12 protein-coding genes are annotated in these 14,322 nt (G+C 73.0%); 10 read left to right on the forward strand and 2 right to left on the reverse strand.

All coding sequences use genetic code 11. The annotated features are described in order from the left end of the window. From EOE48_RS00005 to EOE48_RS00035, 7 genes are all read left to right on the forward strand, one after another. On the forward strand, positions 1-1,142 hold a 1,142-nt coding region (locus EOE48_RS00005; protein WP_127726722.1), incomplete at its 5' end, for a transketolase C-terminal domain-containing protein. 171 nt (positions 1,143-1,313) lie between these two features. Continuing rightward, on the forward strand, positions 1,314-2,351 hold the full coding sequence (hpnA, locus tag EOE48_RS00010; RefSeq protein ID WP_127726723.1) for a hopanoid-associated sugar epimerase: 1,038 nt from the start codon (positions 1,314-1,316) through the stop codon (positions 2,349-2,351). Continuing rightward, positions 2,348-3,229: a squalene synthase HpnC gene (hpnC, locus tag EOE48_RS00015; protein ID WP_127726724.1), complete on the forward strand. Its 882-nt coding sequence runs from the start codon at positions 2,348-2,350 to the stop codon at positions 3,227-3,229. Before hpnA ends, hpnC begins: the two co-directional genes overlap by 4 nt. Then, on the forward strand, positions 3,226-4,077 hold the full coding sequence (hpnD, locus tag EOE48_RS00020; protein ID WP_127726725.1) for a presqualene diphosphate synthase HpnD: 852 nt from the start codon (positions 3,226-3,228) through the stop codon (positions 4,075-4,077). Before hpnC ends, hpnD begins: the two co-directional genes overlap by 4 nt. 1 nt (position 4,078) lies before the next feature. Next, the gene (gene hpnE, locus EOE48_RS00025; RefSeq protein ID WP_127726726.1) at positions 4,079-5,365 is read left to right on the forward strand and encodes a hydroxysqualene dehydroxylase HpnE; all 1,287 of its coding nucleotides are present in this window, start codon (positions 4,079-4,081) and stop codon (positions 5,363-5,365) included. Positions 5,366-5,448: 83 nt separating this feature from the next. Then, on the forward strand, positions 5,449-7,479 hold the full coding sequence (shc, locus tag EOE48_RS00030; RefSeq protein WP_187371274.1) for a squalene--hopene cyclase: 2,031 nt from the start codon (positions 5,449-5,451) through the stop codon (positions 7,477-7,479). A gap of 224 nt (positions 7,480-7,703) precedes the next feature. Beyond that, positions 7,704-8,735, forward strand: coding sequence for a TIGR03885 family FMN-dependent LLM class oxidoreductase (locus EOE48_RS00035; protein WP_127726728.1), 1,032 nt, complete (start codon positions 7,704-7,706; stop codon positions 8,733-8,735). Positions 8,736-8,741: 6 nt separating this feature from the next. On the opposite strand, the gene EOE48_RS00040 is transcribed toward EOE48_RS00035, so the two are convergent. Further along, on the reverse strand, positions 8,742-9,491 hold the full coding sequence (locus tag EOE48_RS00040) for a class I SAM-dependent methyltransferase (RefSeq protein ID WP_127726729.1): 750 nt from the start codon (positions 9,489-9,491) through the stop codon (positions 8,742-8,744). A 282-nt stretch (positions 9,492-9,773) separates the two neighbouring features. After that, positions 9,774-10,904 (reverse strand): amidinotransferase, encoded by a 1,131-nt coding sequence (locus tag EOE48_RS00045; RefSeq protein WP_246153901.1) that lies wholly within the window; start codon positions 10,902-10,904, stop codon positions 9,774-9,776. Positions 10,905-11,269: 365 nt separating this feature from the next. Here EOE48_RS00045 and EOE48_RS00050 point away from each other — a divergent pair, with 365 nt between their 5' ends. From EOE48_RS00050 to hpnI, 3 genes are all read left to right on the forward strand, one after another. Further along, on the forward strand, positions 11,270-12,430 hold the full coding sequence (locus tag EOE48_RS00050; RefSeq protein ID WP_127726731.1) for a flippase-like domain-containing protein: 1,161 nt from the start codon (positions 11,270-11,272) through the stop codon (positions 12,428-12,430). Next, the gene (locus EOE48_RS00055; protein ID WP_246153873.1) at positions 12,423-13,037 is read left to right on the forward strand and encodes an MlaC/ttg2D family ABC transporter substrate-binding protein; all 615 of its coding nucleotides are present in this window, start codon (positions 12,423-12,425) and stop codon (positions 13,035-13,037) included. Before EOE48_RS00050 ends, EOE48_RS00055 begins: the two co-directional genes overlap by 8 nt. 89 nt (positions 13,038-13,126) lie before the next feature. Next, positions 13,127-14,311 (forward strand): bacteriohopanetetrol glucosamine biosynthesis glycosyltransferase HpnI, encoded by a 1,185-nt coding sequence (gene hpnI, locus EOE48_RS00060; protein ID WP_127726733.1) that lies wholly within the window; start codon positions 13,127-13,129, stop codon positions 14,309-14,311. Positions 14,312-14,322: the final 11 nt, after the last annotated feature.

Consider the following 14,322-nt stretch of genomic DNA (forward strand, 5'->3'; position numbering starts at 1 on the left):
AGAACGTCCGCGACGCCCCCGACGGCCCGGTGCTGATCCACGTCGTCACCCAGAAGGGCAAGGGCTACGCTCCCGCCGAAGCCGCCGCCGACCGCGGCCACGCGGTGGTCAAGTTCGACGTGATCTCGGGGGTGCAGGCCAAGGCCAAGCCGAACGCGCCGGCCTACACCCGGGTGTTCGGCGAGAGCCTGATCAAGGCGGGCGACGCCGACGACAAGGTGGTGGCGATCACCGCCGCGATGCCGTCGGGGACCGGGGTCGACCTGTTCTCGAAGGCGCATCCCGACCGCACCTTCGACGTCGGCATCGCCGAGCAGCACGCGGTGACGTTCGCGGCCGGCATGGCGACGGAGGGCTACAAGCCGTTCGTGGCGATCTACTCGACGTTCCTGCAGCGCGGCTACGACCAGCTCGTGCACGACGTGGCTTTGCAGAACCTGCCCGTGCGGTTCTGCCTCGACCGGGCCGGGCTGGTGGGGGCGGACGGCGCCACGCATGCCGGCGCGTTCGACCTCGCGTATCTGTGCTGCCTGCCGAACATGACGGTGATGGCGGCCTCCGACGAGGCCGAGCTGGTGCACATGGTGGCCACTGCGCATGCGCACGATGCCGGCCCGATCGCCTTGCGCTACCCGCGCGGCGAGGGGGTGGGGGTCGACCTGCCGGAGCGGGGCGAGGTTCTGGCGATCGGCCGGGGCCGTGTGGTGCGCCGTCCGGCGAACGCCCGGGTGGCGCTGGTGAGCCTCGGCACGCGTCTGGCCGAGGCGCTGAAGGCGGCCGACCGCCTGGAGGCGTCGGGGATCGGGGTGACGGTGGCGGATGCGCGGTTCGCCAAGCCTCTGGACGAGGCGCTGCTGCTGGATCTGGCCGGGAGCCACGAGGTTCTGGTGACGCTGGAGGAGGGCTCGGTCGGGGGGTTCGGCGCGATGGTGCTGCACCTGCTCGCCGAGCGGGGGGCGCTGGATGGCGGCAAGGTGCGGGTTCGGACGCTGACGCTGCCGGACAGCTACCAGGAGCACGACACGCCGGAGCGGATGTACGCCGAGGCGGGCCTGGACGCCGCCAGCATCGTCAAGGCCGTCGAAGCCGCTCTGCCCTCGCGGGAGGCGCGGGAGGAGCGAAGCCGCCTGCGTCTCGCCTGACGCAGAGCCCCTGATGCACGGGCGGCACGGCCGCCCGCCGCATGCCGGCCCGGCCCTGCCGCGGCTTGTCGCCACCGATCCGGGATGTCAGAAGCGGCGGGCCTCGCAGCCTGCTGCTCCGGCACCCTTTTTTCTCACGAGCGGCCCGCCGCTCCGGATGACGAACGCGCGATGATCGAGGCGGCGGACCGCACCCAGTCTGAAGCCCGGCCGGAGGTCGGCCCGGTCCTGGTCACGGGCGCGAGCGGCTTCCTCGGCCCGGCCCTGGTCGACGTGTTTCGCGCCGCCGGCTTCGCGGTGCGGGTCCTCGTGCGGGCGTCGAGCCCGCGCACCAACCTGACCTGGACCGACGTCGAGGTCGCCGAGGGCGACATGCGCGACCCCGCGGCGGTGGCGACCGCGATGGCGGGCATGCGCTACCTCGTCCATGCCGCCGCCGATTACCGGCTGTGGGCGCCCGACCCGGAAGAGATGGTGCGCACCAACCGCGACGGCACCCGGGTGCTGATGCAGGCGGCGCTGGCCGCCGGGGTCGAGCGGATCGTCTACACGTCGAGCGTCGCGACGATCCGCCCGCACGACGACGGCACCCCCGCCGACGAGACCCGGCCGCTGACGCCCGAGACCGCCATCGGCGCCTACAAGCGCAGCAAGGTGGTGGCCGAGCGCGTGGTCGAGGAGATGGTCGCCCGCGCCCGGCTCCCGGCGGTGATCGTCAACCCCTCGACGCCGATCGGGCCCCGCGACGTCAAGCCGACGCCGACCGGCCGCATCATCCTCGACGCCGCGCAGGGCAAGATCCCGGCCTTCGTCGATACCGGCCTCAACCTCGCCCATGTCGACGACATCGCCCGCGGGCACCTGCTGGCGCTGGGCCGCGGCCGGATCGGCGAGCGCTACATCCTCGGCGGCGAGGACGTGATGCTGGCGCAGATGCTCGCCGACATCGCCCATTGCGTCGGCCGCAAGCCTCCGACGGTGCGGCTGCCCCGCGCCGCCGTCTACCCGATCGCCCTCGTGTCCGAGCTCGCCGCCCGGGTCACCGGCAAGGCGCCGCTCGCGACCCTCGACGGGGTGCGGATGTCCCGCTACCGGATGTTCTTCTCCGACGCCAAGGCCCGGGCCGAGCTCGGCTACACCGCCCGTCCCTACCGCGAGGGCCTGCGCGACGCGGTCGCGTGGTTCCGCCAGGCAGGATACCTGACATGACCACCGCGACCGAGGCGCGCTCCGGCAAGTCGCACCGCGACGAGAACTTTCCGGTCGCGTCGCACCTCATCCATCCCCGCCATCGCGGCGCGATCCTGGCGTTCTACAACTACGTGCGCGCCGGCGACGACGTCGCCGACCACACCGAGCTGTCGCCCGAGCGCAAGATCGACCTCCTCGACGGTCTCGCCGACGCCCTGACCGGCGCGGGGCCGGACGACCCCGAGGCGGCGCCGCTGCGCGCCGCGCTGGCCGCGCGCGGCCTGCCGCCGCGCCACGCCCTCGAACTGCTCGACGCCTTCCGGATGGACGCGCGCAAGACGCGCTACGCCGACTGGGACGAGCTGATCCATTACTGCCGCTACTCGGCGATGCCGGTCGGACGCTTCCTGCTCGACGTGCACGGCGAGGATCCGGCGGTGACCTGGGGCCCGTCCGACGCGATCTGCGCCGCGCTCCAGATCATCAACCACCTCCAGGATTGCGCCAAGGACTACCGGCGCAACGACCGGGTCTACCTGCCCCTCGACACGCTGGCCAGGCACGGTGCCTCCGTCGAGGACCTGGCGGCCGAGCGCGCCTCGCCGGCCCTGCGGGCGGTGATCGCGGCGCTCGCCCACCGCACCCTCGGGCTCCTGGAGGAGGGCCGCGCCCTTCCCGACCTGATCGACGACACGAGGCTCAGCCTCGAGATCGCGGCGATCCACCGCCTCGCCGTCGTCCTGGCCCAGGGCCTGACGACCCGCGACCCGCTGAGCGAGCCGGTCCACCACGGCAAGGCCGCCTTCGCGCTGATCGCGCTCCAGGGCGTCGTCGCCTGCCTCGCCCGCCGGCCGTTCCGCCGCCGCGTCCTCGCGCTCCGGGGAGCCCGTCCGTGACCGCCGCAGCGACCACCGCCCCCACCCCGGCCGAGGCCCCGGCCCAGCCGGCCGCCGGCTCGTCGTTCTACACCGCCATGCGGCTGCTGCCGGCGGCGCAGCGCGACGCGATGTACGCGGTCTACGCCTTCTGCCGCGCGGTCGACGACGTTGCCGACGACGGCGGCGCCCGCGACGTGCGCGCCGCCGAACTCGCCCGCTGGCGGGCCGACATCGACGCGCTCTACGCCGGCGGCCCGGTTCCGGCGCGGGTGCAGACCCTCGTCGGCCCGGTGCGCGACTTCGGCCTCGAGCGCGAGGATTTCCAGGCGGTCATCGACGGGATGGCGATGGACGCCGAGGCCGACATCGTCGCCCCGGACGCCGCGACCCTCGACCTGTATTGCGACCGGGTCGCGAGCGCGGTCGGCCGGCTGTCGGTGCGGATCTTCGGCCTCGCCGAGGCGCCGGGCCGCGACCTCGCCCACCATCTCGGCCGGGCGCTCCAGCTCACCAACATCCTGCGCGACATCGACGAGGATGCCGAGCGCGGCCGCCTCTACCTGCCGCGCGAGCGCCTCGCGGCGATCGGGCTGGCGCGCCCGACCCCGGAGGCCGCCCTCGCCCATCCCCGCCTCGGCGAGGTCTGCACGGCGCTCGCCGCCGAGGCCGAGGCGCATTACGCCGCGTCCTGGCGGATCATCGCGGGCGCGCCGCGCAAGGCGACCCGGGCGCCGCGGCTGATGGCGGCGGCCTACCACCTCTATCTCGACGCCCTCACCCGCCGCGGCTGGGCCGCGCCGCGGGCCCGGGTCAAGCCGGGCAAGCTGCGCCTCCTCGCCGTCGCCCTGCGTCACGGGATTCTCTAGGATGAGCGGAACCGTCCACGTCCTCGGGGCCGGGCTGGCCGGCCTGTCGGCTGCCGTGCGGCTCGCGCGGGCGGGCCGGCGGGTCGTGGTGCACGAGGCGGCCAAGCAGGCCGGCGGCCGCTGCCGCTCCTACCACGACGCCGCGCTCGGCCTGACCATCGACAACGGCAACCACCTGCTCTTGTCCGGCAACCGCGACGCCCTCGACTTCCTCGCGCTCGTCGGCGCTCCCAAGGATGCGCTCAGCGGGCCCGCCGAGGCCGAGTTTCCCTTCGCCGACCTGCGCACCGGCGAGCGCTGGACCCTGCGGCCCAATGCCGGGCGCCTGCCGTGGTGGGTGCTCGCCGCCGACCGCCGGGTGCCGGGCACCCGGGCCCTCGACTACCTCGCGCCGCTCGGCATCTTCCGCGGCGCCGGCCGCGCGGCGACGATCGGCGAGAGCATGGCCTGCGAGGGCGTGCTGTGGGAACGGCTGTGGCACCCGGTGCTCCTCGCCGCCCTCAACACCGAGCCGCGCGACAGCGATGCCGGCCTCGCCGCGACCATCCTGCGCGAGACGCTCGGCGCCGGCGGCCGGGCCTGCCGGCCGCTGATCGCCGTCGAGGGCCTGTCGACCGCCTTCGTCGATCCCGCCGTCGCGACCCTGGAGCGGGCCGGCGCCTCGCTGCGCCTCGGCCGGCGCCTGCGCGGCCTCGGCCTCGGCCTCGGGAATGGGCGCGTCGAGCGTCTCGACTTCTCGGACGGCAGCGAGACCCTCGGACCCGGCGACGCCGTGGTGATGGCGCTGCCGGCCTGGGTCGCCGCCGACCTGCTGCCCGGCCTCGACGTGCCGGGTGAGCACCGCTCGATCGTCAACGCGCATTTCGCCGTCGCGCCCCCGCCGGGCTCGCCGCTCCTCCTCGGGGTGATCGGCGGCACGACCGAGTGGCTGTTCTCCTATCCCGATCGCTTCTCCGTCACGGTGAGCGGCGCCGACCGGCTCCTCGACGTGCCGCGCGAGGAACTGGCCGCGACGATCTGGGACGAGGTGGCGCGGCTGTCCGGGCAACCCGGCGCGCCCCTGCCCCGGTGGCAAATCGTCAAGGAGAAGCGGGCTACCTTCGCGGCGACGCCCGCAGAGGCGGCCCGCCGGCCGGGAGCGGCGACGCGCTACCGCAACCTCGCCCTGGCGGGGGACTGGACCGCGACCGGGCTGCCCTCGACCATCGAGGGCGCGATCCGCTCGGGCGCCCGTGCGGCGGCGCACCTGTCGGAGCGGGGATCCGCGGAGCTGCGCGGCGCGGCGTGAGCAGCGATCGTCCCGCAGGCGCGTTTCATGCTTGGCGGTACGACCATCGAAGGTGCCTCACGGCACCGCATGACGAGGACCGGATGCGGCAGGACAGGCCGCACAACAGGAGTGCAGGGACAGTGGGCAAGGTCGAGACGCTGAGCCGCGTGGGAACGCAGGGCATCGCTCTGGAGGATGTCGAGCGGCGGATATCGCAGGCGTCCCGAGCGCTCGGCCAGCTCGCCGGGCCGGACGGCCACTGGTGCTTCGAGCTGGAGGCCGACGCGACGATCCCGTCGGAATACGTCCTCTATCACCATTTCCGCGGCTCGATCCCGACCCCCGACCTCGAAGCCAAGATCGCGAACTACCTGCGCCGCACCCAGAGCGCGCAGCACGGCGGCTGGTCCCTCGTCCACGAGGGCGGCTTCGACATGAGCTGCAGCGTCAAGGCCTACTTCGCCCTCAAGATGATCGGCGATTCGCCCGACGCCCCGCACATGGCGCGGGCCCGCGACGCGATCCTGTCCCGCGGCGGCGCCGCCCACGCCAACGTCTTCGCCCGCACCCTGCTCGCGCTCTACGGCGAGGTGCCGTGGACCGCGGTGCCGGTGATGCCGGTCGAGGTGATGCTGCTGCCGAAGTGGTTCCCGTTCCACCTCGACAAGGTCTCGTACTGGGCGCGCACCGTGATGGTGCCGCTGTTCGTGATCCAGGCCAAGAAGCCGCGGGCGAAGAACCCGCGCGGCGTGCGCATCCAGGAATTGTTCACCCAGGCGCCCGAGCGCGTCCGGCACTGGCCGGCCGGCCCGCAGGAATCCTCGCCCTGGCGCCCGGTCTTCGCCGCGATCGACCGCGTGCTCCAGACCGTCGAGGGCGCGTTCCCGGCCGGCTCGCGGGCGCGCGCCATCGACAAGGCGGTCGCCTTCGTCAGCGAGCGCCTCAACGGCGAGGACGGCCTCGGGGCGATCTTCCCGGCGATGGTCAACGCGGTCATCATGTACGAGTGCCTCGGCTATCCCGAGGACCATCCCCTCGTCGTCACCGCCCGCTCCTCGGTGGAGAAGCTCGTCACCGTCAAGGAGCACGAGGCCTACGTACAGCCGTGCCTGTCGCCGGTCTGGGACACGGCGCTCGCCGCCCACGCGATGATGGAGGTCGGCGGGCCCGACGCCGAGAAGCGGGCCAAGCGTGCCCTCGACTGGCTCAAGCCGCTCCAGGTGCTCGACATCAAGGGCGACTGGGCCGCCTCGAAGCCCGACGTGCGCCCGGGCGGCTGGGCGTTCCAGTACGCCAACCCGCACTATCCCGACCTCGACGACACCGCGGTCGTCGTCATGGCGATGGACCGGCTGCAATCCCGCCGCTCCCCGAGCGAGGACGCCGCCGATTACGGCACCGCGATCGCCCGCGCCCGCGAATGGGTCGAGGGGCTGCAGAGCCGCGACGGCGGCTGGGCCGCCTTCGACGCCGACAACACCTACCACTACCTCAACTATATTCCGTTCTCCGACCACGGCGCGCTGCTCGACCCGCCGACCGCCGACGTGACCGCGCGCTGCATCTCGATGCTGGCGCAGCTCGGCGAGACCAGGGACACCAGCCCAGCGATGGCCCGCGGCATCGAGTACCTCATCGCCGACCAGGAGGAGGACGGGAGCTGGTACGGCCGCTGGGGGATGAACTACATCTACGGGACGTGGTCGGCCCTGTGCGCGCTCAATGCCGCCGGCTTCGACCCCGAGGCGGCGCCGGTGCGCAGGGCGGCGGCGTGGCTGGCCGCGGTCCAGAACCCGGACGGCGGCTGGGGCGAGGACGCGGTGAGCTACAAGCTCGAATATCGCGGCTACGAGCGTGCGCCGAGCACCGCCTCGCAGACCGCCTGGGCCTTGCTCGGCCTGATGGCGGCCGGGCAGGCGGAGAGCCCGGCGGTGGCCCGCGGCATCAACTATCTCACCCGCACCCAGAGCGCGGACGGGCTGTGGGACGAGGAGCGCTACACCGCCACCGGCTTCCCGCGGGTGTTCTACCTGCGCTATCACGGCTACGCGAAGTTCTTCCCGCTCTGGGCGCTCGCCCGCTACCGCAACCTCAAGCGCGGCAACAGCCTGCGGGTCGCGGTCGGGATGTGATACGATTTTCGGACGATCCGTTCCGAAAATCGTATCACCAGCCCGCGCGGCGCATGAGCGAAGCCGATTTCCGCATCGCGAATGCGATCCGCCAGGATCGCCTGAAGCGATCAGTCGGAAATCGTATGACCTCCCGTGCCCGGAACCGTTGCGGGCGCTGCGGGCTTGTGCGGTCCTGACGGCCTCGCGGGCCCGCGTGCGTGCGTCCCGCCGGGAGAGTCGCGATGACGCTGTACAGCTACCACGTCTCGCACGAGCAGATCCCGCCGCGGGACCTGCTCGACCTCGTGCGGCGGGCCGAGGAGGCCGGGTTCGACGGCGCGTTCTCGTCGGATCACTTCCAGCCCTGGGCCGGCGTGCAGGGACAGTCCGGCTTCGCCTGGAGCTGGCTCGGCGCGGCGATGCAGGCGACCCAGCGCCTCACCTTCGGCATCATCAGCGTGCCGGGTGGCTGGCGCTACCACCCGGCCGTGCTGGCCCAGGCGGTCGCGACCCTCGGGCAGATGTTCCCCGGGCGGATCCCCTGGATCGCGCTCGGCAGCGGGCAGGCGATGAACGAGCACGTCGTCGGCGCGCCGTGGCCCGGCAAGGCCGAGCGCAACGCGCGCCTGCGCGAGGGCGCCGAGATCATGCGGGCGCTGCTCGCCGGCGAGACCGTGACCCGGCACGGCCGCATCCCGGTCTCGGAGGCGCGGCTGTGGACCCGGCCCGAGACGCCGACCCGGCTGGTCGGCGCCGCGACGACGCCCGAGACCGCGGCGTGGCTCGGCACCTGGGCCGACGGGCTGCTGACCGTCGGGACGCGGCCCGACGCGCTCGCGCCGGTCGTGGACGCCTTTCGCGAGAGCGGCGGCGCCGACAAGCCGGTCTTCCTCAAGATGGACGTGAGCTGGGCCGCCTCCGCCGCCGAGGCGCTGCACCAGGCCCATGCGCAGTGGCGCTTCAACCAGCTCGGCAGCCCGGTCTCGTGGGAACTGCGCAGCCCGGCGGAGTTCGAGGCCGCCTCCCGTTTCGTCCGGCCCGAGGACATGCACGAGGCGGTGCTGGTCTCGCACGACCTGACGGCGATGGCCGACCGCATCGCCGCCTGCGCGGCGCTCGGCTTCGACAGCATCGACCTGCATCAGGTCGGCGGCCATCAGGCCGCCTTCATCGACGCCCTCGGCGAGCGGGTGCTGCCGGGCCTGCGCCGGCGCAAGGCCCCGGCCGCGAACTTCGATCCGTTCGCGGCGCCGGTCACCGGTTCGGGCCGCTGACCGAACTCAAGGCTTGCGCAGCACCGCGAGCGACTGACCGAGGGGGCCGGCCTCGCCCCAGGGCGCGTCGCCGCCGGCGAGGATCGCCTCGACGGTCAGCCCGAGCCGCTCGGCCCACAGCACCATCACGGACGGCTCGATGAGCTGATTCAGCGGCACGTCGACCTTGTGGCGCCGCGCGGCCACCGTCTCCTCGAAGATCCGCCAGTGCGCCGCGTTGCCGAACTCGATGAACGACACCACCGCCGTGCCGCCCGGCCGCAGCACCCGCCGCATCTCCTCCAGGTAGAGGTAGGATTCGATGTGGTTGAGGTGGGTCAGCACGCTGAACGCCGCCACCATGTCGCGCGAGGCGTCCGGCAGCGGCAGCGTCAGCTCGTGGTTGACGATGTAGCGGTAATCCGCGGGGGTGCGGGTACGGGCATAGGCGAGCAGGTCCGGCACCACGTCGATGCCGACGTAGTCGAGGGAGAGCTGCTGCGACACCGCATGGGCGAGGCGCCCGCTGCCGCAGCCGAAATCGAGCAGCGCCATGCCGTCGGCGATGCCGTAATGGCGCAGGATCGCGGTCTCGACCCGGCCGACATGCTCGTAGCCGCCGCCGACCGCGAGGCTCATCGCCTCGTCGACCGGGTGGCTGCGCAGCAGGGCGGCCACCGCCCGCTGGTAGTCGACGACGAAGTGGGGCTTGGCGGCCCGCGTCCCGGCCCCGAGCCGCGCGGCGGCGGCGCGGCAGGCCCGGGTCAGTCGGCGCATCACTGGGGTCGGTCCTCGCTGCTTGTGGGAGTGGGGGCTGACGGCAGTGCCGGTCACAGCCCCGACCCTCCCCCCTTTACGGGGGAGGGTGCCCCGCGGATGCGGGGCGGGAGAGGGGAACGCGACGGCTCAGGGTGTGGCGCCAAGCACGGCTGTCGAGCCAGATTCGGCAGCCGGGTTCCCCTCTCCCGGCTCGCTTCGCTCGCCGCCCTCCCCCGCAGAGGGGGGAGGGTTCGGGTGTGATACGCCCGAGGGACGTCGTCGGCCCGCCGGGCCCTTCCGCTAGAAGTACGACTTCAGCACGCCGCGCCGGCGCACGTCGAGCGTGGCGCAGTGGAACGAGCCGCCGAACGGGCCGTAGGACAGGAACGGGGTCGGGATCGGGTCGAAGCCCCAGTCCTTCAGCGCCTTGATGAGCGTCGGCTGGCTGGCGTCGACCACGATCTTCTTCTCGTCGATGGCGAGCACGTTGATCGAGGTCCAGGGCGAGCACATCGAGATCTTGCTCATGAAGCCCTCGACGGGGTCGGGGCGCGGGGCGATCAGCACGTCCCACGTCTTGAGCACCGCCGGCAGCTTCTCGACGTCGATGTAGTCCGGGTTGACCAGCACCTTGCCGGGCGCGAGCGGCATGAACGACGAATCGATGTGCATCGGCTGCGGGCAGCGGCTCTCGATCTCGTGGATGCGGAAGCCCGGGCCGAGGTGGCGGCGCAGCCACTCGATGCCCATCAGGTTGGTCACGTTGGAGCGGGTGACGAACAGGTCGCGGCCGCAGCGCACGAAGTCGGCGGCGTCGAAGACCGGCTCGAACTCGTTGACGGTGAACTGCATCGGCTCGCCGGCCTTCAGGTTCGGCACCCGGTACTCGTAGTTGTACAGCTCGTCGGTGAGCTGCGGCCGCGGCGCCGAGGTCCAGCGCGCGCCGGCCCGGAAGTATTCCTTGAACAGCGAGCGGTAGGCGTCGCCCTCGAAGTAGCGCGAGCGCCAGCACATCGGGCTCTCGATGATCTCGTCGCCGATCACGAGGTACGGGTCGCGCGGGCAGGCGACGCAGAAGCCGCGGGAGGTCCAGCGCGGCGCCCGGAACTTCTTCGAGAAGTCGACCGAATCGGGGCGGCGGATCGTGACGCCCTCGCCGGCCAGGATCCTGATGAAGCCGTCCAGCTCCTGCTGGGCGAGCTTCTTCATGAACTTCGGGTACTTCCAGCCCGAGGCCAGCCGGTAGAACGGCTGCGCCGCCCGCGGCAGGTTGAAGATCACGGTCAGGTGGTGGGTCGGGATCGTGGCGCCGTCGAGGGAGCCGACGATCACCTCCTCCAGCGGGTCCCACTCGTTCCACGCCATCACGGGCGATTGCGGCGCGGGCGCGCGGGCGCCGGAGACGCCGCCATAGCCCGGCAGGTCGTGCATGGCCTCGTCGGCGGCGGGCCGCTCGGCCTCGAAGGTGGTGTCCCGGTCCATGGCTCAGATCCCCCCGGCCGTTGCTCGGCCGGCCTCTTGACGCGCGATTCAGGCGGCAGCGGGGCACGCGGGCCCGGCGCGGAGAAAGCACGCACTGGCAAGTGTTTATGGCGGCGGCCGGCTTAAGCCGGATGCCCCGGTGGCGGTGCCGGATTGGCCGGCAGTGTGGCCGGGCGGTGATAGACAACGCTTGCCAAAGCTGCAACGTGCCCTGAGCAAGGCGGGTGCTTGGGCCGGCGCTTTGCGCGCCACCCGTTGCACGAACAACGCGCTTCTCCGGTCGCGTCTCTGACCGGATACACTGAAAGAGGACCATGAAGCACCTGACCTCCCTGGCTCTCGTCGCCGGTCTGTGCACGGTCGTCGGGCTCCTGGTCTCGTCGGGCCTCGAGGCGGTGATGGCCGCGACCTGGAGCGCCGGCTGGGGGGCCGCCCTGGTGGTGCTCGCGCGCTTCGTCGCGGTCGCCTGGGCCGGCTTCGGCTGGTGGGTGGTGTTTCCGGCGCACAACCGCCCGACCCTCGCCACCTGCGCGCGGATCCGCTTCGTGCGCGAGGGCATCAACACGCTGCTGCCGGTCGCCCAGGTCGGCGGCGACCTCATCGGCGCCCGGCTGCTCACCCGCCGCGGCGTCTCCGGGGCGCTCTCCGGCGCGAGCATGTTCGTCGACCTGATGGTCCAGGCCCTGACCCAGTTCCTGTTCACGGTGCTCGGCCTCGGCGTTCTCGTCGCCCTGGGCGGCGAGGGGCCGATCGTCGAATACGTCGAGATCGGCCTCCTGCTCGCCGCCCCCGCCCTGCTCGCCTTCTACCTGATCCAGCGCCGGCACGGGCATCGCCTGCTCCAGGGCGCGATCTCGCGCTTCGCCGGCGGGCGCGAGTGGCGCGCGCTGGGCGCCGTCGACGCGCTCTACGACGCCCTGCGGGGCCTCTACGCCAACCCGCGCCGGATCGGCAGCGCCATCGGCATCCATCTCGTCGGCTGGCTCATCGGCACCCTCGAAGTGTGGGTCGTCCTGCGCTTCATGGGCTACGAGGCCGGCTTCCTCGAGGCCCTGGTGATCGAGAGCCTCGCCCAGGCGGTCCGCGGCGCCGCCTTCGCGGTGCCCGGCGCCCTCGGCGCCCAGGAGGGCGGGCTGATCGCGCTCTGCGCCGTGTTCGGCATCCCGGCCGAGGCGGCGCTGGCCCTGTCGCTGGTCAAGCGCCTCGCCGACCTCGCGGTCGGGCTGCCGAGCCTGCTGCTTTGGCACCGGATGGAGGATCGCGGCGAGCCGGAGCCCGCGCTCCCTGCCCCGCCCGCCGCCGGAGGCGGCCTCGGCGCGTCGCTGCGCAGCCTGCTGCCGGCCTCGCCTCTCGCGCCGGCCTATGGCTACGCGGCCGCCTCGCCTTATTCCGGCGCGGCTTGCGTGGCCTATGCGGCCCCGCCGCCGGTCCCCGGGCCGGCCGAGACCAAGACGGGAGACGAGTATCGTGCGTAACCGACGAGAGATGCTGCGCGCGGGCGCAGCGGCCGTCCTGCTGGCGGGATCCGCGGTCCCGGTCCGGGCCGCCGACGACCCGGCGGTCGCCCTGGTGGAAGCCCTCGTCGCGACCTTCCAGGAGGCGCTCAAGCAGCCGGACGTGCGCGGCCGGGCCTCCGTGCTCGCGGAACCCCTGGCTCGCTCCTTCGACCTGCCGGCGATGCTGCGCCTCGCCATCGGCACGCGCTGGAAGGACATTCCGGCCGACAAGCAGGCGGCCCTGACCGAGGCCTTCGGGCCCTACCTCACCGCCACCTACGCCACGCGGCTGGCCGCCGCCGCCGGCAGCACCTTCGCGGTGCAGCCGAAGAGCGAGGCCCGCGGACCGGGCCGGCTGGTCCAGAGCACCGTCACCGACCGCAGCGGCGACCCGTCCCCGGTCGACTACGTGATCGGCCCGGACGGCAAGATCACCGACGTCTTCCTCCAGGGCACGGTCAGCGAGGCGGGCACGCTGCGCACCGGCTTCTCGGAGCCGCTGAAGGAGGGCGGGCCGGACGCCCTGCTCGCCCACTTGCGCAAGTCGACCGAGACGATGCTGGCCGCCTCGCCGCCCAAACCCTGATTTCCGCGCGCGATCGCGGCCCGGCCGCGAAGCCGCGGCCACGGCCGCGCATCGCCGCCCCACCCCTTGCCGGGACATCCGCGACCGCCATGGACTGGACCTGGATCTCGACGCTCTTCCTCGGCCTCGCGACCGCGGGCTGCCTCTACGCCCTGACGGCGGCGTGGCTCGCCGGCCGCCTCGCCCGCCGGCTCGCCCCGCGCCTGCCGGCCGGCACGCCGCATCCCTCGGTGACGGTGCTGAAGCCGCTCTGCGGCCTCGAGCCGAACCTGTTCGAGAACCTCTCGACCGTCTGCACCCAGGCCTATGCCGGGCCGGTGCAGGTGGTGTTCGGGGTCCAGAACGCCGCCGATCCGGCGATCGCGGTGGTGCAGCGCCTGCGCGCCGCCCATCCCGACCTGCGGATCGACCTCGTGGTCGACGCGCGCCAGCACGGCTCGAACCGCAAGGTCTCGAACCTCGTCAACATGGCGGGCGCCATCGCCCACGACGTCGTGGTGCTCGCCGACAGCGACATGGTGGTCGCCCCCGACTACCTCGACCGGCTGGTCGCCGAACTCGCCCGGCCGGGCGTGGCGGGCGTGACGTGCCTGTATCACGGCGTCCCGGCCCATCGCGGCGTCTGGGCCCAGCTCTCGGGGCTGGCGATCGACACCCAGTTCCTGCCCAACGTCCTCGTCGGCACCGCGCTCGGCCTCGCCGAGCCGTGCTTCGGCTCGACCATCGCGTTCCGGACCGCCGACCTCGCGCGGATCGGCGGCTTCGAGCGGATCAGGGACGACCTCGCCGACGACTACGCCCTCGGGGCGGCCCTGCGCGAGACCGGCGGCGTGGTGGCGATCCCGAACTTCACCATCGGGCATACCTGCGTCGACGTCTCGCTCGCCGAGCTGTGGCGGCACGAGACCCGGTGGAACCGCACCATCCGCAACGTCGACCCGGCCGGATACGCCGGCTCGTTCGTCACCCACGCCTTCCCGCTGGCGCTGATCGGCGCGCTGGTGCCGGGCGCCGGCGTCCTCGGGCTGGCCGTCGCGGCCTTCGCGCTGGCCTGCCGCATCGCCCTGTGCCTGCGGGTCGAGCGGGCCTTCGGCCTCGTCCCGCACGCCTACTGGCTGCTGCCGGTGCGCGACCTGCTGTCCTTCGCCGGCTTCGCGTGGTGCTTCGTTTCCGGCGCCGTGACTTGGAAAGGTCATGATTATCGCGTCGTTGCGGACGGCACGCTGATCCCGGAGCCCGGCCTCGCCCAGGAAACCGGCGCTCCCACCACCTGATCCCGCCCGCG

It is taken from the genome of Methylobacterium oryzihabitans (assembly GCF_004004555.2).
Lineage (GTDB): Bacteria > Pseudomonadota > Alphaproteobacteria > Rhizobiales > Beijerinckiaceae > Methylobacterium > Methylobacterium oryzihabitans.

Bases quoted from the DNA above. Each gene is read 5' to 3' on its own strand.
- EOE48_RS00035 (WP_127726728.1), top strand. From the start codon at position 7,704: ATGACGCTGTACAGCTACCACGTCTCGCACGAGCAGATCCCGCCGCGG.
- EOE48_RS00050 (WP_127726731.1), top strand. From the start codon at position 11,270: ATGAAGCACCTGACCTCCCTGGCTCTCGTCGCCGGTCTGTGCACGGTC.
- hpnC (WP_127726724.1), top strand. From the start codon at position 2,348: ATGACCACCGCGACCGAGGCGCGCTCCGGCAAGTCGCACCGCGACGAG.
- EOE48_RS00045 (WP_246153901.1), bottom strand. From the start codon at position 10,904: ATGCACGACCTGCCGGGCTATGGCGGCGTCTCCGGCGCCCGCGCGCCC.
- EOE48_RS00040 (WP_127726729.1), bottom strand. From the start codon at position 9,491: ATGCGCCGACTGACCCGGGCCTGCCGCGCCGCCGCCGCGCGGCTCGGG.
- hpnE (WP_127726726.1), top strand. From the start codon at position 4,079: ATGAGCGGAACCGTCCACGTCCTCGGGGCCGGGCTGGCCGGCCTGTCG.
- shc (WP_187371274.1), top strand. From the start codon at position 5,449: ATGCGGCAGGACAGGCCGCACAACAGGAGTGCAGGGACAGTGGGCAAG.
- hpnI (WP_127726733.1), top strand. From the start codon at position 13,127: ATGGACTGGACCTGGATCTCGACGCTCTTCCTCGGCCTCGCGACCGCG.
- hpnA (WP_127726723.1), top strand. From the start codon at position 1,314: ATGATCGAGGCGGCGGACCGCACCCAGTCTGAAGCCCGGCCGGAGGTC.